The following is a 20606-nucleotide window of genomic DNA, read 5'->3' on the forward strand; positions in this document are numbered from 1 at the left end:
CGACCGAACGAGGCCCACGGCAAATCTGGCGCGAAACTACAAATCGCGCCCGAAAAGTCAAGTGTGTTTCCGGCTAAAAAGCAGACGCCCTATGGAAAGCACGACATAGAGGGCGAAGAAGCCCGCGATTGCCCAGGCGAATCCGTCGTTTCCGGTAAGATCGATCGCTGCCCCAATCGCCTGTGGACCGGCGACCGTGCCGACCGCATAGCAGAAGATGAAGGCGGCATTGGCGGCGGCGAGATCCGCCCCGGTGAGTCGCGAGCCGAGATGGCTGAGCCCGATGGTATAGAGGCCGGACACACAGCCGCCCCAGAATAGCAGCACGACTGCCATCAGTTGCCAGTGGTCGGTGAGCAGCGGTAGCGCCAGAGAGCCACACAGCCCGATGAAGGCGAGAACTGACAGAAGAAGCCTCCTATCCTTCATCCGGTCGGAGAGCAGTCCCAGCGGGATCTGGAAGACCATGTTGCCGATGCCCATGACGGTCAGCAGCAGGGCGGCTTGCGTCTCGGTGAACCCGGTACGCGTGGCATAAATCGGAAACAGCGACAGGCCGCCCGCCTCGACCGCCCCGAAGACGAAGACGGCGACAGTCGCGGTCGGAACCAGGAAGATATAGCGGAAGAAATGCATCTCCGGCTTTTCATCGAGAGCGGGGCTTTCGAAGCGGGCGATGTAGATCGGGATCGCCGCCGCGAGGATCGCGATCGCCCCGACCGCGAAGGGCAAAAGGCCGTCGCTGCCGATCGCCGAAAAGATCAGCGGGCCGGAGGCGAAGCCGACGGCGAGCATGGTGGCATAGATCCCCATGACCAGGCCGCGCTTGCGCGAAGGCGCCGCTGCATTGATCCAGAATTCAGAGAGGATGAAGAGCGTGGTCGTCGCTCCATGGAAGACGATGCGCAGCGGAAACCACATCCAGAACTGCGTGGCATAATAGAAACCGACAGCGCTGATTGCCGAAAGCAGTACGGCCCAGAGCATGGTCGGTACAACGCCCAGCTTGTGGGCGATCTTCGTGGTGACAGGAGCCGCTGCCATGGCGGCGATCCCGGCCATGGCCGAGTTCAACCCGATCAGGGTGGACGAGATGCCGCGCTTTTCCAGGATGATGCTGAGCAGCGGCAGGCCAAGCCCGATGGCAATCCCCACGGCCGATATCGCGGAAATAGCTGCCACAAGCGAAGGCCAGTGGATCTCCTCGCGATCACCGTTCAACAGCTCGCTGCCGTCAGACATTCGGCACCACGGGAGTTGTGGCGCTGATCGTGCGAGCTCTCGGCCGCAGCAGACTGGGGTTCGGCATCTTGAAGGGCATGGAAAGTTACGAGCTCCCGACCGTATTTTGAGGGCGCGGCATGTTCACACCGTAAATCGCCCTGCTGTCAACCTGTCCGACGGGGTTCACCGCGAATCGAAAATAACAGGAAGAGTGATAGTTAAGCGTAAAGAGCCACGTCTGAGTGACAGTGGCTGACCTGCAAAAGCCTGCAGTCAGCTGTCGTGGGCTTCTTCATGTTCTCCGCCGAAGCCATGCATGCGCAGCGCCCATTGAAGTCCGACGACGCCGCCCTTGATCGGCTGCAGGCTTAGCAGCGAGGCGACCACGCCGATCGGCGCCCAGATGGCAAAATGCACCCAGCCGGGAAGCACGAAGACGAGGTCGGTCGCCATGAAACCGCCGACCAGGACGTGCCCGAGGATGAGGATGACGAGATAGGCGGGGAGATCATCGGCGCGATGGTGGTGGAAGTCTTCGCCGCAGGCCGCGCAGTTGTCGACCACCTTGAGATAGCTGCGAAACAGCTTGCCCTGGCCGCAGTTCGGGCAGCGGTTCAGCATGCCGCGCTTGATCGAACGTCCAAGCGGCCGTTCCACGTCGCTCGCACCGCCGAATTGCATCGTCACGTCCGTCTGCTTTGCCGTCATCATGTTTCTCCGGGGCGTCGTGATCTCACCGTCTCGATCGCGGCGGCCGTGTGCCGGGCTGTTTTCTGCCCCGACCGCCGGCCTTGTGGAAGGAACGCGCGCCTGCCGGCATCTTGCGCCCTTCGCTCAGCATTTCGAAACGCAGCGCACCGGCGAGCGGGACGGCTTCCACGAGCCGCACCTCGACGGTGTCGCCGAGCTGATAACCCAATCCAGACTTCTCGCCCGTCAAGGCCTGGTGAGCTTCGTCGTAGATATAGTAGTCCCGTCCGAGAGTTGAAACCGGGATAAAGCCATCTGCGCCAAATTGCGGCAGGCTGATGAAGAGACCCGACTTCGTGACACCGCCGATCTGCCCCTGGAAATCCTCGCCAATGCGACCCGCAAGGTGGTGAGCCACCAGCCGGTTGACGGTATCGCGCTCGGCCGCCATCGCACGTCGCTCGAAGGTCGAGATCTCGGCGGCGATGTCGTCGAGGCTTGCTTCTTCCTCCTGCGTGATCCCGCCTTCACCGAGTCCCAGCGCACCGACCAGCGCGCGGTGCACGATCAAGTCCGCATAACGCCGGATGGGCGAGGTGAAATGCGCGTATTTCATCAGGTTCAGGCCGAAGTGGCCGATATTGTCGGGGCTGTAGATCGCCTGGCTCTGGCTACGCAACACCATCTCGTTGACGATGATCTGGTGCGGTGTGCCCTCGGCCTTCGCGAGGATCCCGTTGAACGAGTTCGACCGCATGTTGCCGCCCTTGACCAGCGACATGCCGAGCGTTGCGAGGAACTCCCGCAGCACCTCCTGCTTGGCGAGTGTCGGCGCATCATGGATGCGGTAGACCAGCTTCTGCCGCTTGGCCTCCAGCGTCTCTGCGGCAGCCACATTCGCCTGAATCATCATCTCCTCGATCAGCTTGTGCGCATCGAGGCGCTCCGGCACGAAGACGCGGTCAACTGTGCCGTCTTCCTTGAGGATGATCTTGCGCTCGGGCATGTCGAGCTCGAGCGGCTGCCGCCGGTCGCGGCCACGCTTAAGGATGGCGTAAGCCCCCCAGAGCGGCTTCAGGATCGGCTCGAGCAGCGACCCGGCCTTGTCGTCCGGCTGGCCGTCGATCGCCGCCTGTGCCTGCTGATAGGAGAGTTTGGCCGCACTCTTCATCATGATGCGATGGAAAGTATGACGCACCTTGCGCCCCTCGGCCGAGAAGACCATGCGCACGGCAAGCGCCGGTCGGTCGACGCCTTCGCGCAGCGAGCAGAGATCGTTGGAGATCCGCTCCGGCAGCATCGGCACGACGCGGTCCGGGAAATAGACCGAATTGCCGCGCTTCAGAGCCTCACGATCCAGAGCCGATTTCGGCCGCACATAATAGGAGACATCGGCAATCGCGACAGTGACGACCACGCCGCCCGCATTGTCTTCCGCGGTATCCGGTTCCGCATAGACGGCGTCGTCATGGTCCTTGGCATCATGCGGATCGATGGTGATCAGCGGCACCTGTCGCCAGTCCTCGCGGTGAGACATGCTGGCGGCCTCCGCGGCTTCGGCCTCTGCGATCACCGACTGCGGGAAGATGTAGGGAATGCCGTGCGCATGGATGGCGATCATCGAGATCGCCTTCTCCGAGGCGACCGAGCCGACGATGTTCAGCACCCGCGCGCGGGTCAGCCCGAAGCGGGCCGCACGCGACACCTCGACCTCGACGAGATCGCCGTCCTTGGCCTCGCCGATATCGGCGGCATCGACCTGCATTTCTTCGCCGCGTCGCTCGATCGGCATCAGGCGTGCGCCACCGTCGCCCATCATCCTGATCACGCCGAGCACGGCACCGCGCTGGCGGTCAATCACCTTGATCACACGCGCCGTATAGGCAGGGCCGGACCGGTCCTTGTTGGCGAAGATCTTGGCGAGAACCCGGTCGCCGAGACCACCGACGGGCGCCTTGCCCTTTGAGCGGTCCGAACTCGACTGGCGGATCAGCACGGCCGGTGCCGCACCGGCATCCTCAGGCCACTCGGCGGGCCGACCGATCAGCTCGCCGTCCTTGTCGCGGGTGGTGATGTCGAGAACGGTCACCGGGGGCAGGGCACCCGGCCGCGCCAGCGACTTCCGCGTCTTGTTGACGAGCCCGTCATTTTCCAGCTCGCGCAGCGCCTGCTTCAGTTCCACCCGGGTGTCGCCCTTCAGCCCGAAGGCCTTGGCGATCTCGCGCTTGGAAGCGCGGTCGGGATTGTCGGTGATGAACTGCAGCAGCACTTCGCGCGACGGTACCTCGCCATGGATGATGGCGCCGGTTTCCTTCGCCTTGGCCGCGCCTTCCGCACGCCGGCTCTTGCGGTTGCCGGAGCCGGGGATCTCGGAGGGGTCGCGGAATTTTCTGCTCAAGTCGCACTCTTTTTCGTTGTTGTCTTGGCCTTGGCCTTGGCCGGCGCCTTCGCCGCGGCCTTTGCCTTCGGTTTTGCTGCAGCCTTCTTCGGCTTCGCCTCGGTCGCATCGCCGGCCTTCGCCTTGGCGGCCTTGGCCGGAGCCTTCTTCGCCTTCGTCTTGCCGCCGCCGTCCTTGGCCGCGCGCTCGGCGATCAGCACCAGGGCTTCCTCGACGCTGACCGTCTGCGGGTCCTTGCCCTTGGGCAGGGTGGCATTCACCTTGCCCCAGTTGACATACGGTCCGAAGCGGCCGTCACGAACGGTAATCGCGCCGCCGTCCGGATGTTCCCCGAGTTCTTTCAGCGCAACCGCTGCCGTGCGGCCCCTCCCGCCGGGATTAGCCTTCTTCTCGGCAAGCACGGTCACGGCACGGTTGATGCCGATCGACAGCACGTCCTCGATGCCCTCGAGATTGGCATAGGTCCCGTCATGCAGCACGAACGGTCCGTAGCGTCCGAGACCGGCCGAGATCATCTTGCCGGTTTCCGGATGCGGGCCGACATCGCGCGGCAGCGACAAGAGCGACAACGCCTTCTCGAAATCGATATCGGCAGGCGCCCAGCCCTTCGGCAGCGACGAGCGCTTGGCGTCCTTGCCGTCGCCCCGCTGGACGTAAGGCCCGAACCTGCCGGAACGCAGCGTGATCTCCTCGTCCGTCACCGGATCCTTGCCGAGCGCCTTCGGTTCGTTGCCGGCGGCTTCTGCCTCGGCATTGCCGTCATTGGTCAGCTGGCGGGTGTAATTGCATTCCGGATAGTTCGAGCAGCCGACGAAGGCGCCGTATTTGCCGAGTTTGAGCGACAGGTTGCCTGTGCCGCAGACCTGGCAGATGCGCGGATCCGATCCGTCTTCGCGCTTCGGGAAGACCAGCGGCGCCAGAGCCTCGTTCAGCGCGTCGAGCACATTGGTGACGCGCAGTTCCTTGGTGTCTTCGATCTGCGAGAAGAAGTCGTTCCAGAAGTCGCGAAGCACGTCCTTCCAGTTGAGTTCGCCAGCCGAGATCTTGTCGAGCTTTTCTTCAAGGTCGGCGGTGAAATCGTATTCGACATACTTCGTGAAGAAGTTTTCGAGGAAGGCCGTAACCAGCCGTCCCTTGGAATGTGGGATGAGCTTGCGCTTGTCGGTGATCACATATTCGCGGTCGCTGAGTGTCTTCAGCGTCGCGGCATAGGTCGAGGGACGGCCGATGCCGAGCTCTTCCATCTTCTTGATCAGCGAAGCTTCCGAATAACGCGGCGGCGGCTCGGTAAAGTGCTGGCTCGAGTTAATCTTGCTCTTGGCCAATGCCTCGCGGGCATTGATCTCCGGCAGGCGACCATCCTCGTCGTCACCATCCTCTGCGGGTTCGCCATCTTCGCGCTGGTCGGTATAGGCGGCAATGAAGCCGTCGAAGCGGATCACGGAGCCGACGGCGCGCAAGCCGGCCTTTTCGCCCTTGTTGTCGGCGAGGATCTCGACCGTCGTGCGCTCGATTTCCGCCGATGCCATCTGGCTCGCAATGCCGCGCTTCCAGATCAGGTCGTAGAGGCGCTGCTGGTCTGCGTCGAGGAAACGGCGAACCTTGTCCGGCGAGCGATTGAAATCGGTCGGGCGAATGGCCTCGTGGGCTTCCTGGGCGTTTTTCGCCTTGGTCGAGTAGAAGCGCGGCTTCTCCGGCACGTAGCGCGGGCCGAACTGGTCGGCGACCGCGCCGCGAGCAGCCTCGATCGCTTCGGGTGCCATCTGCACGCCATCGGTACGCATATAGGTAATGAGACCGACGGTCTCGCCGCCGATGTCGATACCTTCATAAAGCTTCTGCGCGACCTGCATGGTGCGCGAGGCCGAGAAGCCAAGCTTCGAGGACGCAGCCTGCTGCAGGGTAGATGTGGTGAAGGGAGGCCCCGGATTGCGCTTGACCGGCTTCGCCTCGACGCTGTCGACGGCAAAGGCGGCACCTTCGAGCAGTGCCTTGATCGCACTGGCCTGCTCGCCATTGGTCACCGAGTTGCGCTGCATGCGCTTGCCCTGATGCGAGACGAGCTTCGCCTCGAATTCGTCGCCGCGCGGCGTCTTCAAAAGCGCCGAGATATTCCAGTATTCTTCCGCAACGAAGCGTTCGATTTCGGTTTCGCGGTCACAGACGAGCCGCAGCGCCACCGACTGCACGCGGCCGGCCGAGCGGGCGCCGGGCAGCTTGCGCCACAGAACCGGCGAAAGGTTGAAGCCGACGAGATAGTCCAGGGCCCGGCGCGCGAGATAGGCGTCGACCAGCGGCGTGTCGATGTCGCGCGGGTTGGCCATGGCGTCGAGCACGGCCTTCTTGGTGATGGCGTTGAAGACGACGCGCTTGACCGGCTTGTCGCCGATCACACGCTTCTTCTTCAAGAGATCGAGCACGTGCCAGGAAATCGCTTCCCCTTCACGATCCGGGTCGGTCGCGAGGAACACGCCGTCGGAGGATTTCACTGCGTCGGCGATGTCCTTCATCCGCTTCTGAGAGGCGGTATCGACCTCCCACAGCATTTCGAAATCCTGGTCCGGAAGCACGGAGCCGTCCTTGGCCGGAAGATCACGCACATGGCCGAACGAGGCGAGCACCTTGTATCCCGATCCGAGATACTTGTTGATCGTCTTGGCCTTTGCCGGAGATTCTACGACGACGACATTCATACTTCACTGCACCTTCATCAGTCTTCACAACCGATGGCACCGCGCCACCGCCTTGGAAAACCGACGTTTCGACATGGAGGGCGAAACGCCTGCGGTCAAGAGGTATGGCCGATTTTCCGAAATTGCAACGTTACACAACCAGGAGGAGATTAACGGAAGATTGCAATCTAGAATAAATGAGCTATTGTATTTGGGGGATAAATGGTGAGGGCGCGAATTGTCGTCCTCCACAGCGACGAGCACCGGTCATGGCAAGACAGATAGGCGAGACGAACGGTCGCGGCACCCGCACGATGGAGAACATCGCATATATACGCCAAATGCTCGGAGAACTTCGTGCCGTCGCGGAAAACGAAGGCGCCGAAATGCTCTGCTACCTGATCGAGATGGCCTATGTTGAAGCCGGGGATGTGCAGTCCGGACGACGCTCTTTGACCATCTTAAACGGCGAGCGAAACAAATCCCCCCGCATGCCGGTCTAGCCGCCCGGCAAGATCGAGTTCCAGCAGCACCAGATAGACAGTAGAGGCTGCAAAGCCGGTGTGGCGAATGATATCGTCGATCTCGACCGGTGTCGGGCCGAGTGCCTGCACGATCGTCAGTCTTTCGTCGTCATTGGGTGGCGGCGCCATCATACGCTCGGTCCCTTCGTCATCAGGTTCGTCCGCTTCCGGCTGGCTGAACAGGTCCATTTGCGAAATTGGTGCCAGCGCCTGCAGCACGTCGAGCGCCCGCGTCGTCACCGTCGCCCCATCCTTCAGCAGGCCGTTGGTTCCCTCGCAGCGGGGATCGAGCGGCGAGCCGGGCACGGCAAAGACGAGCCGCCCGAATTCACCAGCAAGCCGGGCCGTGATGAGCGAGCCGGAACGTGCGGCGGCTTCGATCACCACAACCCCAAGTGATATCCCGGCGATCAGCCGGTTGCGTCTTGGAAAATCCCTTGCCCGAGGCTCCCATCCGAACGGCATTTCGGAAACGGAAAGTCCCCGTCCATCGCAGATGGCCCGGAGCAGATCGATGTTCTCGGGGGGATACGGCTGATCAAGCCCGCCGGCCATGGCAGCGATCGTGCCAGTCTCGAGGCTCGCTCGATGCGCGGCAGCGTCTATCCCGCGGGCGAGTCCGGAGACGATGCCGTAACCGGCATTGCCGATCTCGCGCGCCATCATCGCGGCAAATTTGGCGCCGCTGATCGAGGCGTTGCGCGAGCCGACGATGCCGACGGCAGGCAGGGTGGCAACGGAAAGATCGCCCTTTGCGGCGAGGAGGGGAGGGGCGCCATCGATCTGACGCAGAGCCGGCGGATAGTCCGGCTCACCGATACCGATGAACCGCGCCCCGAAGCGCCGGGCAATCTCGATCTCGCGCTCGGCCTCGGCGATGGTCGCGATGCGGATGGAGCGAGCCGATCCGCCACGCCTGGACAGTTCCGGCAAAGCGTCGAGTGCGGCTTCTGCCGTGCCGAAATGATTGATCAGGTCGCGGAAGGTGGCTGGGCCGACATTGTCGCTGCGGATCAGCCGCAGCCAGGCGATCCTCTGTCGGTCCGTCAGCGCAATCCCTTTTCGTCCTGCGCCGCCTGACCCCATAGCTCCCTTAGCCCTTCAGCCCTTTTGGCCGATTTTGCCCTCTGTCCCTGCGATCAGACGCTCGATATTGGACTTGTGACGCCAATAGGTAATGACGGTCATGGCAGCGGTGACGAGGGCAGCCTCTTCAACCCCAAGTATCCACAATACAACCGGAATGACAAGTGTGGCGACGAGGGCCGACAAAGACGAGTAGCGGGTCACGAAGGCGACCGAGAGCCAGGAGACGGCAAAGACCAGTACCATCCAGGGGGCGACGCCGAGCAGCGTGCCAATATAGGTCGCAACACCCTTGCCGCCCTTAAAGCCGAGCCAGACCGGGAAGAGGTGACCGATGAAGGCGGCAAAGCCTGCGAGCAGTCCGGCATTGTGGCCGAACACCGCCTGGGCGATCAGCGCCGCCGCCGTTGCCTTCAAAGCGTCGAGCAGCAGCGTGGCGGCCGCCAGTTTCTTGTTACCGGTGCGCAGCACATTGGTCGCGCCGATATTGCCGGACCCGATAGACCGGAGATCCCCGAGCCCGGCCATCTTGGTCAAAAGCAGGCCGAAGGGGATCGAGCCCAGGAGATAGCCGAGCGCGAGCACGATGGCGAGATTGGGAAAGCCGAGAGCGGAATAATCGACGGTAGGCATCAGTGTCCCCTTTTAAGAAAGCGAGTGCACGCAGCGCCCGGCGACGTAAGTCGCAACGGTTCGGCCCGAGAAGCGCGCATCCTCGAAGGCAGTATTTTTAGACCGCGCCAGCAGGCTGTCGCGCGAGACGAGCCACGGCTCGTCGAGGTCGATAAGCGCGATATCGCCGGCAGCGCCCGGCTTCAGCGTGCCGCCGGGCAACCCGAAGATCTGCGCCGGCCGAGTCGACATCGCATCGATCAGCCGCATGAGCGGCACCTGGCCGGCGTGATGCAGCCGCAGCGCGGCCGACAGCATGGTCTCGAGCCCGATCGCGCCGTCCGCCGCCTCGCCGAAGGGCAGGCGTTTGGTGTCGACGTCCTGCGGGTCGTGCGAGGAGACGATGATGTCGATCTGCCCCTTGGCGAGCGCTTCGACCATCGCCATGCGATCGTCTTCGGAGCGCAGCGGAGGGTAGAGCTTGAAGAAGGTCCGGTATTCGCCGATGTCGTTTTCGTTGAGGCTCAGGTGATTGATCGAGATGCCGCAGGTGACCTTGGCGCCGCGCTTGCGCGCCACCTCGATCGCCTCGACCGATTCCGGCACGGAGATCTGGGAGGCATGATACTTGGCGCGGGTGAGCCCGGCGATACGCAGGTCGCGCTCGAGTGGGATGATCTCGGTTTCGCGGGGAATGCCGCCGAGACCGAGCCAGCTTGCCAGCAACCCCTCGTTCATCACGCCATTGGCGGCGAGATATTTCTCCCGCGTTTCGAGCGCGATCACGGCACCGAATTCGCGCGCATAGGTCATCGCGCGCCTGAGAACCTGCGTGTCGTTCAGGCCATGCCGACCATTGGTGAAGGCGACGGCGCCGGCAAGCTGCAACAGACCCATTTCGGTCATTTCACCGCTGGTCATGCCCTTGGTCAGGGCCGCTGCCGGGTAGACGTTGACGCAGGCCGTATCGCGGGCCGTCTTCTTGACGAATTCGACCAATGCGATGTCGTCGATAACAGGGTCCGTCTCCGGCATCATGATGAAGGAGGTGATCCCCCCGGCCGCCGCCGCGCGGCTCGCAGACGCGATCGTCTCGCGATGTTCCGCGCCCGGCTCTCCGACGAAGACGCGTGCATCGACGAGACCCGGAACGGCGACGAGCCCGCGGCAGTGGCGAATGTCAGCGCCCTCTGGTGCCCCCTGATTCTGGGCATCGGCACCGGATGCGAGGATCAAGCCGTCATGGCCGACAATGATCGTTCCGACCTCGTCGAGACCGCGTGACGGGTCGATGATGCGGGTATCCTTGAGGACGAGCGGTTTCATCATGCGCCCAATCCTTCCGAACGCGGACCCTGGTTCTGCGAGACGAGCAGCGTTTCCATGACTGCCATGCGCACGGCCACACCCATTTCCACCTGGCTCTCGATGACGCTCTGCGGACCGTCGGCCACTTCAGACGCGATCTCGACGCCCCGGTTCATCGGGCCGGGATGCATGACGAGCGCATCCTCCTTCGCAGCCTTCAGCTTTTCGGCGTCGAGCCCGTAGAAATGGAAGTATTCGCGCACCGAGGGAACGAAAGAGCCGGACATACGCTCGCGCTGCAGGCGCAGCATCATCACGACATCAGCGTCTTTCAGCCCTTCCTTCATGTCGTGGAAGACTTCGCAGCCCATGTCGGCAATTCCGGCCGGGAGCAGCGTCGCCGGTGCGACGACCCGCACACGGGCACCCATGGCGTTGAGCAGCAGGATGTTGGAGCGCGCGACGCGCGAATGCAGAACGTCGCCGCAGATCGCGACGATGATGCGCGACAGCTTGCCCCGGGCGCGGCGGATGGTGAGCGCATCAAGCAGCGCCTGTGTCGGATGTTCATGCTGGCCATCGCCGGCATTGACCACCGAACATGCAACCTTCTGCGCGAGCAGGGCAGCAGCGCCGGCGGACGAATGGCGCACGACCAGAACGTCCGGCCGCATGGCGTTCAGCGTCATCGCTGTATCGATCAGCGTCTCGCCCTTTTTGACCGAGGAATTGCCGACCGACATGTTCATCACGTCGGCGCCGAGGCGTTTGCCCGCAAGCTCGAACGAGGACTGCGTCCGCGTCGAGGCTTCGAAGAAAAGGTTGATCTGGGTGAGGCCCCTCAGCGTCGAAGTCTTCTTCTCCCGCTGGCGGCTGATTTTGACGGCTTCGTCCGCCTTGTCGAGCAGATAGGTAATGTCCTGCTCGGTAAGGCCCTTGATGCCGATGAGATGGCGATGGGGAAAGAAGACCATGGACGTCCTCCTGAGATGTCACGCGGTCTATAATGATTGCCATGCATGGGAGCAAGCATATGCTATGTGGATTGCGGCGCGGTCCCCATGTAATAGGAGCCGACTGCGGGTATGCAGTGTTCCCGGATGCGCGGCCGCATTCTGCGGATCTGCCGTACCCTCCATGGAATTTGACAAGGCGAACCGTTGGCGGACCAACGTGCGTCTGCTTACGAGATCGGCAAGACTAGATGAACCGGACTGAAGAAAAACTCGCCGCCCTGAACCAGCCCAAGCCCTGGTCCGGCATCAATGCCTATCGTGCCGACCCGCTGCTGGTCGATCTCTCGTCTTCGCTCTCGCGCCCTTTGCGCGAGGAATACGATGTCATCGGCAAATATGTGACCTCGCCCGAAGCGCAGGAACTGGCCCGCATGGCCAATGCCAGCCCGCCGCAATTGCGCACCCATGGCGTGCGCGGCGAGCGGCTCGATGTTGTAGAATTCCACCCGGCCTGGCATGCCCTGATGCGCCGTTCCATGGCATCCGGCCTGCATTCCTCCGTCTGGGAGGACCAGTCGGAGGCGCGTGGCCACGAGCACAAGGCCCGCGCGGTCCGCTTCTTCCTGACCGCCCAGCTCGAATCGGGCCATCTCTGCCCGCTCACCATGACCAGCGCGTCGGTGGCCGCTCTGGTTGCCTCGCCGGCAGTCCAGAAGGAATGGACGCCAAAGATCCTGTCGCGCAAATACGACAGCGGCAACAAGCCGCCGATGCAGAAGACGGCCGTCACCATCGGGATGGGCATGACGGAAAAGCAGGGCGGCACGGATGTGCGTGCCAACACCACGACCGGCGAGCGCGTCGGCGAGGGCATCTACCGCCTCTCCGGCCACAAGTGGTTCATGTCCGCGCCGATGAGCGACGCTTTCGTCATGCTCGCCCAGACCAAGGACGGCATGGGCTGTTTCCTCGTGCCCCGCTTGCTTGAGGATGGCTCCGCCAATGGTCTTGAGTTCCAGCGACTGAAGGACAAGGTCGGCAATCGCTCGAATGCCTCCTCCGAGGTCGAGTTCTCAGAAACCTTCGGCTTCCTGCTCGGTTCTCCCGGCGATGGTGTGCGCACCATCCTCGATATGGTCACCCTGACCCGTCTCGACTGCGCCCTTGCCTCGGCCGGCATCATGCGCGCATCGATGGCCGAAGCCGTGCATCATGTGCGCGGACGGGCCGTATTTGGCAAGAATCTGATCGACCAGCCGATGATGACCCGCGTGCTCGCTGACATGGCGCTCGACGTGGCCGCCGCCACCGCACTCGCCTTCCGTCTCGCCGACAGTTTTGACAAGGCTCGCGAAAACCCGGTCGATGCGGCCTATGCCCGCGTCATGACGCCGGTTGCCAAATACTGGATCTGCAAGATCGCGCCCGGCCTTATCTATGAAGCGATGGAATGCATCGGCGGCAGCGGTTACGTGGAGGAACGCCCGATCGCCCGCCACTATCGCGAAGCCCCGGTCAACGCGATCTGGGAAGGCTCCGGCAATGTCATGGCACTCGATGTCTTGCGTGTGTTGAGCCGCGGCAAGGATCTCTTCGAAACCCTGTTTGCAGGGCTGGAACGTGATCTCGGCCCCTCGGGCAAGAAGACGGTCGAGGTTCTACGGGCAGCAACGGCACTCGCCGACCGAGACGAGGGGGCAGGGCGCCTTCTGATCGAGCAACTGGCACTCGCGGCCGGTGCCGCCGAACTCTATCGCCTCGGTGCCGGCAAAATCGCCGATGCCTTCCTCGAATCGCGCCTCGCCGGCGGCTGGCGCCATACCTATGGCGTGCTCGATGCCCGTTTCGACTCGCGTTACGTGATCGACCTGCTTTACCCGCCGGCCACCTGAGTCACGAGATAAAGCACGACCGGGATGGTGAAGAAGGCAACCACCGTCTGCACGGTGGCCGCTGCCGCATAGAGTTCGGCGTCGCCGCCCATTTGTCGCGCCAGCACATAACCGTTCATCGCGGTGGGCACTGCGGCCCCGAGCGCGATCATCACTACCGTCTGGCCTGATAGCCCGGCGGCGAGCGCGATCCCGACCGAAACGATCGGAAACAGCAGCAGTTTCAGCGCGACCGACAGGATTACCGCGCCGCTCGGCCGCAGCGCATCTTCAACGCGCAGTCCTGCTCCGACATTGACCAGTCCGAGCGGCAGGGAAGCCGCCGCCAACAGACCGATGGTCGTCAGGACCGGCTCGTAGACGGGCACACGCATGAGATTGAGGATGACCCCGAGGCCCGATCCGAGGATGATTGGATTAGAGATGATGCGGATCGCAAAAGTCTTGAAGCTGCGGCTCTGCCCGGAAAACCAGACCATGACACCGACATTGATCAGGTTCAGCGGAATGATGATCGCCGCCATGATGACGGCGATGACGGCAAGCCCCTCATGGCCGGCGAGTTTCTCGCCGATGGCAAGCGCCATGAAGCCGTTCCAGCGAGTCGCGGTCTGGAAAACCGAGGTGTAAGAGGACGCCGGCATGCCGGCCCGCTTGAGCAGCGGCCAGAGCGCCAGGGAAACGCCGGTCATGATGCCGACGGCAATCAGCGACACAAGGCTCACCCGTCCGCCGTCGAGTGCGGCAAAGTCGATCCTCACCATGGTGTGGAAGAGAAGCGCCGGGAACAGCACGTAGTAGCCGAACTGCTCGAGCCCGCTCCAGAAACTCTCCTGAATCACGGGTGCGCGACGAAGCCCGACCCCGATCATGACGAGCAGGAAGATCGGCAGGATGCTTTCGAAAATGATCAGCATGGGAGGTCCGGCTGCGGAGGTGAAGGGGCGATCGTTAACGCTCCGAGCCCTGGCAGGCGACGAGAAACGACCCGCTGCCGTGCTCGCGCCGGAAATCCTTGATCTGGTTTATCCCCAGCCGCCGTTAACCTTAACAAAGGGTTTACGTTGCGCCGAGCGGGCGAACAGGACACCTTTTCCCCGGGACAGGCGTTGAAAGGCGTAATCGGTGAAAGTCGTGGCTCCGGCAAGGCCGGTGATAACCATCATGATGATGGTCTTCTTCGCGGGGCTGGCACTCGATATCGCCGTGCCGGCTCTCGTGTTGAGCACGATGGCTGGATTGAGATGGCTGGTAGAGAACTGGCCTGCGGCGAATGATTCGCTGCTGTTGCGAAAGGCAGAGACGGCATGAAGACATTTCTGCTCTTGTGGGCCATGCCCATTGCGTTTCTCGGCGCCTGGTACAGCCTGTCCTATTACGACATGAGCTTTGGCATCTTCATGCTGACGCGGGAGGCCCATGATCTGGTTTTCCGGATCTATGGCAATGTGCTCGGCATTCCGCCGGAAACCATTCCGCCGCTGGTCATGCGCGCTGTGGTCGTCGATAGTCTCGTGCTGTTCGCCATCATGGCCTTCCGCCGCCGCAAGACGATCAAGGCCTGGTGGGCTGCCCGTCAGGTGTCATCGCCGGACGTGGTGGAAACGCGAGCCAGCCCCGAGAGCCTGTCCAGCGCGCCCTGAAGGATGAAGCTGGCGGCGGCCGAATCGATCCGCTCGCTGCGCTTGGCGCGAGAGACATCCATTTCGAGGAGAGCCCGTTCAGCGGCCACGGTGGACAGCCGTTCGTCCCAGTAGACGAAAGGGATCTCCGTTTTATCGGCCATGGTCCGGACAAAAGCCCGGGTTGCCTGCACGCGTGGCCCGGATGAGCCGTCCATGTTGACGGGCAGGCCGATCACGAAGGCCGCGACTTTCTCCTTGGCGGCAAAGGCCAGCAGCAGTTCGGCATCCTGAGTGAACTTCACCCGCTTCAGGACCGGGCGAGGGGTGGAAAAACGCCGCCCGAGATCGGAAACAGAGAGCCCGATCGTCTTGGTCCCGAGATCGAGACCAGCAATCGCCTGGTTCGGCTGAAGCCGTTCGGCCAGTTCCTCGATGGTCAGTGTTGCCACGGCTCGTACCCCTTCAACGCCTCAGCGCTTGCGAACGAACTCGGTGCGCAGCACCAGGCCCTTGATCGCGTCGTGCCGGCAGTCGATCTCTTCCGGATTGTCGGTCAGACGGATCGAGCGGATCACGGTGCCCTGCTTCAGCGTCTGGCCGGCGCCCTTGACCTTCAGATCCTTGACCAGCACGACGGAATCGCCATCGGCCAGTACATTGCCGGATGCGTCGCGGGCTTCAGGCTTGGCATTCTTCGCCGCAGCCTCGGCTGCAGACAGCCATTCGCCCGTGGCCTCGTCATATACATAATCGTCGTCGGCCATGGTCGGTCCTTCCTGTCACGCAGCAATACGGCTGCCATGAAGGTCGCATAGACCAGCGCTGACCCTTGCGCAACTGACGCACCCTTCCAGCAGTTGCCGGGCCTGGCATTTGCCATATATTGCCCCGCGACACCGCAAACCGGAGAGATACCATGAAGATTACCTGGCTCGGCCATTCCGCCTTCCGCCTCGACAGCGCCACCGCGTCGATCCTGATCGATCCGTTTCTGTCCTACAACCCGAGCTTTGCCGGGCTGGACCTGAAGGACCAGACCAAGGGCGTCACGCATATCCTTCTCACCCACGGCCACGGCGACCATGTCGGCGATACGGTTCAGCTTGCCAAGGAAACCGGCGCAACCGTCCTTGCCAATGCCGATCTCGCGGCCTGGCTCGGATCCAAGGGTCTCGATAAGATCGAAATGGGCAACACCGGTGGCACCGTCGGCTTCGAAGGTTTCTCCGTCACCTTCACCAATGCCTTGCATTCGTCGGCCCAGATCACCGAGGACGGCGTCTCCCATGCACTCGGCAATGCCAACGGATTGATGCTGCATTTCGACGACGAAGCCTCGCTTCTGCACATGGGTGACACCGACATTTTCTCGGACATGCAGTTGATCAACGAATTGCACAAGCCGGATATCGGTCTGGTGCCGATCGGCGACCGCTTCACCATGGGCGGTGCGGTCGCGGCACTCGCCTGCCAGCGCTTCTTCGATTTCAAGACCGCCATCCCCTGCCACTACGGCACCTTCCCGATCATCGACCAGACGCCGGAGAAATTCGTCGCCGGCATGGACGGCACCCGGACCCGCGTCTTGACCCCGCAACCCGGATCCTCCGTCGAGGTCTGACGAAACCCCGTTGCACCGGCGCTTGACGGCCATTATAGCGAAGAAAACAGTCCATCCGGAGAATGCCCATGTCTGTCGATCTCGCCACCGTCAAGCGCGTTGCCCGTCTTGCCCGTCTCGCTGTCAGTGAGGAGCAGGCCGAGCGCATGACCGGTGAACTGAACGGCATCCTCGGCTTCGTCGAGCAGCTCGACGAGGTCGATGTGACGGGTGTGGAGCCAATGACCTCGGTGACCCCCATGGCCATGAAGAAGCGCGCCGACGTGGTCACCGACGGCAACAAGGCCGACGCCATCGTCGCCAACGCTCCCGCGACCGACCGCAATTTCTTCCAGGTGCCAAAGGTCGTCGAGTAAGATCCGACGCTTTCTCCGCCGAGTCCCGCATTTCCCGCCCGTCCGGGCGCAGACAGTCTGAAGTGAACCTGCCATGAGCGAACTGACCAGCCTCACCATCGCCGACGCCCGCGCGAAACTCGCCGCCAAGGAGATCAAGGCCGTCGAACTGACGGATGCCTATCTCTCTGCGATCGAGGCCGCCAATGGTGCGCTGAACGCCTACGTCGCCGTGACGCCTGAGATTGCCCGCGAGATGGCCAAGGCCTCCGACGCGCGCATTGCGGAAGGCAAGGCTGGCGTGCTCGAAGGCATTCCGCTCGGCGTCAAGGACCTCTTCGCCACCAAGGGCGTGCACACCCAGGCCTGCAGCCACATCCTCGACGGCTTCAAGCCGGAATATGAATCGACGGTGACGAGCAACCTGTGGAACGCCGGTGCCGTCATGCTCGGCAAGCTCAACATGGACGAATTCGCCATGGGTTCGTCGAACGAAAGCTCTTACTACGGCCCTGCCGTCAACCCGTGGAAGGCCAAGGGTTCCGACGAGAAGCTGGTCCCCGGCGGCTCGTCCGGCGGATCGGCCGCAGCCGTTGCCGCCCATCTCTGCGCCGGTGCCACAGCCACCGACACCGGCGGCTCCATCCGCCAGCCCGCCGCTTTTACCGGCACCGTCGGCATCAAGCCGACTTACGGCCGCTGCTCGCGCTGGGGCATTGTCGCCTTCGCCTCGTCCCTCGACCAGGCCGGCCCGATCGCCCGCGATGTGCGTGATGCTGCAATCGTTCTGAAGTCCATGGCCAGCACCGACGCGAAGGACACAACCTCCGTCGATCTGCCGGTTCCGGATTACGAAAAGGCCATCGGCGGCTCCGTGAAGGGTATGAAGATCGGTATCCCCAAAGAATACCGCGTCGAGGGCATGTCGGAAGAGATCCTGGCACTCTGGAGCCAAGGCATCGCCTGGCTGAAGGAAGCCGGTGCCGAGATCGTCGACATCTCGCTGCCGCATACCAAATACGCACTGCCGGCCTATTACATCGTCGCCCCGGCCGAAGCCTCGTCGAACCTTGCCCGTTACGACGGTGTCCGCTACGGCCTGCGCGTCGATGGCAAGGACATTGCCGACATGTACGAGAAGACCCGCGCGGAAGGCTTCGGCAAGGAGGTCCAGCGTCGCATCATGATCGGCACCTATGTGCTCTCGGCCGGTTATTATGACGCCTATTACCTGAAGGCCCAGAAGGTCCGCACCCTGATCAAACGCGACTTCGAACTGGCTTTTGAGGCCGGCGTCGATGCGATCCTCGCCCCGATCACCCCGACCTCGGCCTTTGCCATCGGCGACAAGGAACTGGCCGCCGATCCGGTCAAGATGTACCTGCAGGATGTCTTCACCATCACGCTGAACATGGCCGGCCTGCCGGGCATCTCGGTTCCCGCCGGCATCGACAGCAAGGGTCTGCCGCTCGGCCTGCAGATCATCGGAAAGCCCTTCGAGGAAGAGACCCTCTTCAAGACCGCCCATGTCATCGAACAGGCTGCCGGCACGTTCACGCCGGCCAAGTGGTGGTAAGCGACTTCCTCATTCGTGACATGAGAGCGGCCGATGCTGACAGCGTCGGCCGTGTCGGTTTCGAGGCCTGGGCGACCAATCCGGTGCTGAACGCCTTCGGCGCGGACATGGTGATCCGCATCCGCGCGAGCTTCCACGCCTTCGCCAAGAACCACTTCAACCTCATCACCGTCGGGGAACTGGGCGGCGAGATCGTCGGCTGGACGGCTCGCGAGGGCGACCGCGATTACATCTCCGACCTTTGGGTGGATCCGGCCCATCAGGGTCTCGGCATCGGCTCTGCTCTCCTGTCTGCCACGCTGCGCACCATGCGCGCCGAAGGCCTGACGCGCGCGAGGATCGACACCCATGCGGCGAACGAAGGCGCGATCCGGCTCTATGAGGAACTGGGTTTCAAGGTGATCTGGCGCGGCATGCAGCATTCACCGTCCATGGGGATGATGGTCGACAAGGTGAAGATGCAGCAGCCGCTTTAGCGGGAGCGCCGCCGCTGGCTTTCGACATAGGCCTTCAGCACGGCATTCATGCGCGTCTGATATCCTTTACCTTGTCCTCGAAACCATTCGAGCACATCGTCGTCGAGCCGAACGGTAATCTGTGTTTTTGTCGATGGCGTCACGAGCACGGCCGCTTCGAAAAACGCATCATCAAGTTCCGGAATGTCGCTGTAATCGATATCGGCGTCCTGACGCGACTGCAGTTCCTTAAGACGGGCGGCGGAGATGGTCATGATACTTCTGCCTTTCTTTGCGGTTGGCCAGCCGGGCGGAAATGATTCGAATGCGACCGGCGCGGTCGGTGTGGACGACCACAATGACAATCAGTTGCCGGATCGCCCCGATGCTGACCCTGCGGGTTTCTCCGTAATCACGACGGGTATCGACGCCGGTCAAAACGTCACCCTCGAAGATGAGCATGGCCTCCTCGAAGGAGATGCCATGCTTCACCTGGTTGGCGACATTCTTCCCGGCGTCCCACTCATAGTTCATGATCGAGTGTAACTACGCACGTAGTGACAAGCAAGCGCGATCCTGGCCTCAACCTTACCGGTTATCCAGTTCGGCCCTGACGAGCCGCAAGCCCCGCTCGGTGATCCTGTAAGGCTTGCCCTCCCGCGAACTGATCGCCTTCAGCCGTTTGAGCCTGCGGAAGAGTTCGACATCGAAGCCGGGATAGAGCCAGCCGTCGCGGGAAAAGCACAGTGCTTTCTCGATCTTGCGTCTTTCGTCGCGGCGGATTTCAATCCAGCCGCCTTGGGCCATGAGATGGAGGATACGCTGGTCTGAGCGTGAAATGTCCATGAGATGATGTCCGGAGAACGCGCATTGTCGCGCGCATGAAAACGGATCCGGCGCCGCTGGGCGTCGGGGCTTCGTTTTCTGGCCCTGTCCATTGGATCCACGTGGGGATCTCGGGGCAGGGCCTTTACCGGGTCTCAGACAAACCGAACATCAAAGCTCCTACAGACCTGCAAAAGATAGCACAGGGACCGTGAACCGTCCACGCTGGTGATCTCGGCTCCTCTGGCCAAGAATCGGTGCAGGTGTTTTACTGCCGGCAACGAAGAGGGATGAATGATCACGATCCGCAAGGCGCGACAGGAGGAAGCCGAAATCCTGGCCGAAATCGGCCTGCGCGCCTGGCAAAAGGCGATGATCCCGGTCGGCGAAACGCAGGATATGGCCGACAATGCCCGCAACGCCTTTCTGCGCTTTACCCGCGACGGCTGGATCTGCATCACCGTGATCGAGAGATCGGGCCAACCGGTCGGCTGGGCGGCCCGAGAGGATCTCGATGAGACAATCACGGACTTTTGGATCGATCCGGACTTCGAAGGGCAGGGACTCGGCACCGAACTGCTTGCCGCCGTCGAAATCGAAATCGTAGACAAGGGATTTTCCAAGGCGAGCCTGCAGACACACGCCATGAATGCACAAGCCCTGCGCTTCTTTGAAAAGCACGGCTATGCCGTGAACTGGCTGACGGTTACCTACAATCCCAAGCTCGATCGTGAGGTTCAGTCCGTAGGCCTGTCCAAGCAACTCGCCCAGCAGCAAACGCTCGGATACGGCCAGGAATTCTGACCC

Annotated in this window: 24 protein-coding genes; 9 read left to right on the plus strand and 15 right to left on the minus strand. The window is 62.4% G+C overall.

What is annotated here, in order from left to right:
* Nucleotides 1–57: 57 nt before the first annotated feature.
* The 4 genes from FJQ55_RS07830 to topA all read right to left on the minus strand — a co-directional run bounded on the left by FJQ55_RS07830 (nucleotide 58) and on the right by topA (nucleotide 7005).
* On the minus strand, nucleotides 58–1242 hold the full coding sequence (locus FJQ55_RS07830; RefSeq protein WP_062274543.1) for an MFS transporter: 1185 nt from the start codon (nucleotides 1240–1242) through the stop codon (nucleotides 58–60).
* Between the two features lie 255 nt (nucleotides 1243–1497).
* Complete coding sequence (locus FJQ55_RS07835; protein WP_140827058.1) at nucleotides 1498–1932, minus strand: DUF983 domain-containing protein; 435 nt, start codon at nucleotides 1930–1932, stop codon at nucleotides 1498–1500.
* Nucleotides 1933–1957: 25 nt separating this feature from the next.
* The gene (gene rnr, locus FJQ55_RS07840) at nucleotides 1958–4213 is read right to left on the minus strand and encodes a ribonuclease R (protein WP_246085129.1); all 2256 of its coding nucleotides are present in this window, start codon (nucleotides 4211–4213) and stop codon (nucleotides 1958–1960) included.
* Between the two features lie 95 nt (nucleotides 4214–4308).
* Complete coding sequence (gene topA, locus FJQ55_RS07845; RefSeq protein ID WP_140827059.1) at nucleotides 4309–7005, minus strand: type I DNA topoisomerase; 2697 nt, start codon at nucleotides 7003–7005, stop codon at nucleotides 4309–4311.
* A gap of 248 nt (nucleotides 7006–7253) precedes the next feature.
* On the opposite strand from topA, the gene FJQ55_RS07850 reads away from it, so the two are divergent.
* Entirely contained in the window at nucleotides 7254–7487 is a 234-nt protein-coding gene (locus tag FJQ55_RS07850) for a hypothetical protein (protein ID WP_140827060.1), read from the plus strand.
* Here FJQ55_RS07850 and dprA read toward each other — a convergent pair.
* From dprA to FJQ55_RS07870, 4 genes are read right to left on the minus strand one after another with little or no spacing between them, the layout of a single operon-like run.
* The gene (gene dprA, locus FJQ55_RS07855) at nucleotides 7446–8594 is read right to left on the minus strand and encodes a DNA-processing protein DprA (RefSeq protein ID WP_140827061.1); all 1149 of its coding nucleotides are present in this window, start codon (nucleotides 8592–8594) and stop codon (nucleotides 7446–7448) included. The two genes, FJQ55_RS07850 and dprA, sit on opposite strands and share 42 nt — an antisense overlap.
* Nucleotides 8595–8609: 15 nt before the next feature.
* On the minus strand, nucleotides 8610–9227 hold the full coding sequence (plsY, locus tag FJQ55_RS07860) for a glycerol-3-phosphate 1-O-acyltransferase PlsY (protein WP_140827062.1): 618 nt from the start codon (nucleotides 9225–9227) through the stop codon (nucleotides 8610–8612).
* Between the two features lie 12 nt (nucleotides 9228–9239).
* A complete protein-coding gene (locus FJQ55_RS07865; protein ID WP_140827063.1) occupies nucleotides 9240–10535 on the minus strand; it encodes a dihydroorotase in 1296 nt (431 codons plus the stop codon).
* On the minus strand, nucleotides 10532–11488 hold the full coding sequence (locus FJQ55_RS07870; RefSeq protein ID WP_140827064.1) for an aspartate carbamoyltransferase catalytic subunit: 957 nt from the start codon (nucleotides 11486–11488) through the stop codon (nucleotides 10532–10534). The genes FJQ55_RS07865 and FJQ55_RS07870 overlap by 4 nt, the downstream gene beginning before the upstream one ends.
* Nucleotides 11489–11718: 230 nt before the next feature.
* Between FJQ55_RS07870 and FJQ55_RS07875 the strand changes: the two genes are divergently transcribed.
* Nucleotides 11719–13362 carry an acyl-CoA dehydrogenase family protein gene (locus tag FJQ55_RS07875; protein WP_140827065.1) on the plus strand — a complete coding sequence of 548 codons (1644 nt, stop codon included), beginning with the start codon at nucleotides 11719–11721 and terminating at the stop codon, nucleotides 13360–13362.
* On the opposite strand, the gene FJQ55_RS07880 is transcribed toward FJQ55_RS07875, so the two are convergent.
* Together FJQ55_RS07880 and FJQ55_RS23320 are read right to left on the minus strand one after the other, a co-directional pair.
* A complete protein-coding gene (locus FJQ55_RS07880; RefSeq protein ID WP_140827066.1) occupies nucleotides 13344–14279 on the minus strand; it encodes an AEC family transporter in 936 nt (311 codons plus the stop codon). The two genes, FJQ55_RS07875 and FJQ55_RS07880, sit on opposite strands and share 19 nt — an antisense overlap.
* 108 nt (nucleotides 14280–14387) lie before the next feature.
* Nucleotides 14388–14528: a hypothetical protein gene (locus tag FJQ55_RS23320; protein WP_161596965.1), complete on the minus strand. Its 141-nt coding sequence runs from the start codon at nucleotides 14526–14528 to the stop codon at nucleotides 14388–14390.
* On the opposite strand from FJQ55_RS23320, the gene FJQ55_RS23420 reads away from it, so the two are divergent.
* Nucleotides 14527–14673, plus strand: a complete 147-nt coding sequence (locus FJQ55_RS23420; RefSeq protein ID WP_167507694.1) for a hypothetical protein — start codon at nucleotides 14527–14529, stop codon at nucleotides 14671–14673. The genes FJQ55_RS23320 and FJQ55_RS23420 overlap by 2 nt on opposite strands.
* Nucleotides 14670–15005, plus strand: coding sequence for a DUF6105 family protein (locus FJQ55_RS07885; RefSeq protein ID WP_140827067.1), 336 nt, complete (start codon nucleotides 14670–14672; stop codon nucleotides 15003–15005). Before FJQ55_RS23420 ends, FJQ55_RS07885 begins: the two co-directional genes overlap by 4 nt.
* On the opposite strand, the gene ruvX is transcribed toward FJQ55_RS07885, so the two are convergent.
* Together ruvX and FJQ55_RS07895 are read right to left on the minus strand one after the other, a co-directional pair.
* Nucleotides 14939–15436, minus strand: a complete 498-nt coding sequence (gene ruvX, locus FJQ55_RS07890; protein ID WP_140827068.1) for a Holliday junction resolvase RuvX — start codon at nucleotides 15434–15436, stop codon at nucleotides 14939–14941. The two genes, FJQ55_RS07885 and ruvX, sit on opposite strands and share 67 nt — an antisense overlap.
* Nucleotides 15437–15457: 21 nt before the next feature.
* The gene (locus FJQ55_RS07895; RefSeq protein ID WP_113379381.1) at nucleotides 15458–15751 is read right to left on the minus strand and encodes an alkylphosphonate utilization protein; all 294 of its coding nucleotides are present in this window, start codon (nucleotides 15749–15751) and stop codon (nucleotides 15458–15460) included.
* Nucleotides 15752–15903: 152 nt separating this feature from the next.
* Here FJQ55_RS07895 and FJQ55_RS07900 point away from each other — a divergent pair, with 152 nt between their 5' ends.
* The 4 genes from FJQ55_RS07900 (at nucleotide 15904) to FJQ55_RS07915 (ending at nucleotide 18995) form a co-directional block, all read left to right on the plus strand.
* Entirely contained in the window at nucleotides 15904–16608 is a 705-nt protein-coding gene (locus tag FJQ55_RS07900; protein ID WP_140827069.1) for a metal-dependent hydrolase, read from the plus strand.
* 68 nt (nucleotides 16609–16676) lie between these two features.
* A complete protein-coding gene (gatC, locus tag FJQ55_RS07905; protein ID WP_062274501.1) occupies nucleotides 16677–16964 on the plus strand; it encodes an Asp-tRNA(Asn)/Glu-tRNA(Gln) amidotransferase subunit GatC in 288 nt (95 codons plus the stop codon).
* A gap of 73 nt (nucleotides 16965–17037) precedes the next feature.
* Complete coding sequence (gene gatA / locus FJQ55_RS07910; RefSeq protein WP_140827070.1) at nucleotides 17038–18519, plus strand: Asp-tRNA(Asn)/Glu-tRNA(Gln) amidotransferase subunit GatA; 1482 nt, start codon at nucleotides 17038–17040, stop codon at nucleotides 18517–18519.
* A gap of 20 nt (nucleotides 18520–18539) precedes the next feature.
* The gene (locus FJQ55_RS07915) at nucleotides 18540–18995 is read left to right on the plus strand and encodes a GNAT family N-acetyltransferase (protein WP_140827071.1); all 456 of its coding nucleotides are present in this window, start codon (nucleotides 18540–18542) and stop codon (nucleotides 18993–18995) included.
* Here FJQ55_RS07915 and FJQ55_RS07920 read toward each other — a convergent pair.
* The 3 genes from FJQ55_RS07920 to FJQ55_RS07930 are packed head-to-tail and all read right to left on the minus strand — an operon-like array spanning nucleotide 18992 to nucleotide 19820.
* Complete coding sequence (locus FJQ55_RS07920) at nucleotides 18992–19249, minus strand: BrnA antitoxin family protein (RefSeq protein WP_140827072.1); 258 nt, start codon at nucleotides 19247–19249, stop codon at nucleotides 18992–18994. The two genes, FJQ55_RS07915 and FJQ55_RS07920, sit on opposite strands and share 4 nt — an antisense overlap.
* The gene (locus tag FJQ55_RS07925; RefSeq protein WP_140827073.1) at nucleotides 19224–19508 is read right to left on the minus strand and encodes a BrnT family toxin; all 285 of its coding nucleotides are present in this window, start codon (nucleotides 19506–19508) and stop codon (nucleotides 19224–19226) included. The genes FJQ55_RS07920 and FJQ55_RS07925 overlap by 26 nt, the downstream gene beginning before the upstream one ends.
* A gap of 54 nt (nucleotides 19509–19562) precedes the next feature.
* The gene (locus FJQ55_RS07930) at nucleotides 19563–19820 is read right to left on the minus strand and encodes a YjhX family toxin (protein ID WP_140827074.1); all 258 of its coding nucleotides are present in this window, start codon (nucleotides 19818–19820) and stop codon (nucleotides 19563–19565) included.
* 273 nt (nucleotides 19821–20093) lie between these two features.
* Here FJQ55_RS07930 and FJQ55_RS07935 point away from each other — a divergent pair, with 273 nt between their 5' ends.
* On the plus strand, nucleotides 20094–20603 hold the full coding sequence (locus FJQ55_RS07935) for a GNAT family N-acetyltransferase (RefSeq protein WP_140827075.1): 510 nt from the start codon (nucleotides 20094–20096) through the stop codon (nucleotides 20601–20603).
* The last annotated feature ends 3 nt before the right edge of the window (nucleotides 20604–20606 follow it).

The organism is Rhizobium glycinendophyticum (genome assembly GCF_006443685.1).
Classification (GTDB): domain Bacteria; phylum Pseudomonadota; class Alphaproteobacteria; order Rhizobiales; family Rhizobiaceae; genus Allorhizobium; species Allorhizobium glycinendophyticum.

Excerpts from the sequence above, each read along its gene's own strand:
- FJQ55_RS07830 (WP_062274543.1), bottom strand. The coding sequence starts at position 1,242 with ATGTCTGACGGCAGCGAGCTGTTGAACGGTGATCGCGAGGAGATCCAC.
- FJQ55_RS07835 (WP_140827058.1), bottom strand. The coding sequence starts at position 1,932 with ATGACGGCAAAGCAGACGGACGTGACGATGCAATTCGGCGGTGCGAGC.
- topA (WP_140827059.1), bottom strand. The coding sequence starts at position 7,005 with ATGAATGTCGTCGTCGTAGAATCTCCGGCAAAGGCCAAGACGATCAAC.
- FJQ55_RS07850 (WP_140827060.1), top strand. The coding sequence starts at position 7,254 with ATGGCAAGACAGATAGGCGAGACGAACGGTCGCGGCACCCGCACGATG.
- dprA (WP_140827061.1), bottom strand. The coding sequence starts at position 8,594 with ATGGGGTCAGGCGGCGCAGGACGAAAAGGGATTGCGCTGACGGACCGA.
- plsY (WP_140827062.1), bottom strand. The coding sequence starts at position 9,227 with ATGCCTACCGTCGATTATTCCGCTCTCGGCTTTCCCAATCTCGCCATC.
- FJQ55_RS07865 (WP_140827063.1), bottom strand. The coding sequence starts at position 10,535 with ATGATGAAACCGCTCGTCCTCAAGGATACCCGCATCATCGACCCGTCA.
- FJQ55_RS07870 (WP_140827064.1), bottom strand. The coding sequence starts at position 11,488 with ATGGTCTTCTTTCCCCATCGCCATCTCATCGGCATCAAGGGCCTTACC.
- FJQ55_RS07875 (WP_140827065.1), top strand. The coding sequence starts at position 11,719 with ATGAACCGGACTGAAGAAAAACTCGCCGCCCTGAACCAGCCCAAGCCC.
- FJQ55_RS07880 (WP_140827066.1), bottom strand. The coding sequence starts at position 14,279 with ATGCTGATCATTTTCGAAAGCATCCTGCCGATCTTCCTGCTCGTCATG.
- FJQ55_RS23420 (WP_167507694.1), top strand. The coding sequence starts at position 14,527 with ATGATGATGGTCTTCTTCGCGGGGCTGGCACTCGATATCGCCGTGCCG.
- FJQ55_RS23320 (WP_161596965.1), bottom strand. The coding sequence starts at position 14,528 with ATGATGGTTATCACCGGCCTTGCCGGAGCCACGACTTTCACCGATTAC.
- FJQ55_RS07885 (WP_140827067.1), top strand. The coding sequence starts at position 14,670 with ATGAAGACATTTCTGCTCTTGTGGGCCATGCCCATTGCGTTTCTCGGC.
- FJQ55_RS07895 (WP_113379381.1), bottom strand. The coding sequence starts at position 15,751 with ATGGCCGACGACGATTATGTATATGACGAGGCCACGGGCGAATGGCTG.
- FJQ55_RS07900 (WP_140827069.1), top strand. The coding sequence starts at position 15,904 with ATGAAGATTACCTGGCTCGGCCATTCCGCCTTCCGCCTCGACAGCGCC.
- gatC (WP_062274501.1), top strand. The coding sequence starts at position 16,677 with ATGTCTGTCGATCTCGCCACCGTCAAGCGCGTTGCCCGTCTTGCCCGT.
- gatA (WP_140827070.1), top strand. The coding sequence starts at position 17,038 with ATGAGCGAACTGACCAGCCTCACCATCGCCGACGCCCGCGCGAAACTC.
- FJQ55_RS07915 (WP_140827071.1), top strand. The coding sequence starts at position 18,540 with ATGAGAGCGGCCGATGCTGACAGCGTCGGCCGTGTCGGTTTCGAGGCC.
- FJQ55_RS07920 (WP_140827072.1), bottom strand. The coding sequence starts at position 19,249 with ATGACCATCTCCGCCGCCCGTCTTAAGGAACTGCAGTCGCGTCAGGAC.
- FJQ55_RS07925 (WP_140827073.1), bottom strand. The coding sequence starts at position 19,508 with ATGAACTATGAGTGGGACGCCGGGAAGAATGTCGCCAACCAGGTGAAG.
- FJQ55_RS07930 (WP_140827074.1), bottom strand. The coding sequence starts at position 19,820 with ATGGACATTTCACGCTCAGACCAGCGTATCCTCCATCTCATGGCCCAA.
- FJQ55_RS07935 (WP_140827075.1), top strand. The coding sequence starts at position 20,094 with ATGATCACGATCCGCAAGGCGCGACAGGAGGAAGCCGAAATCCTGGCC.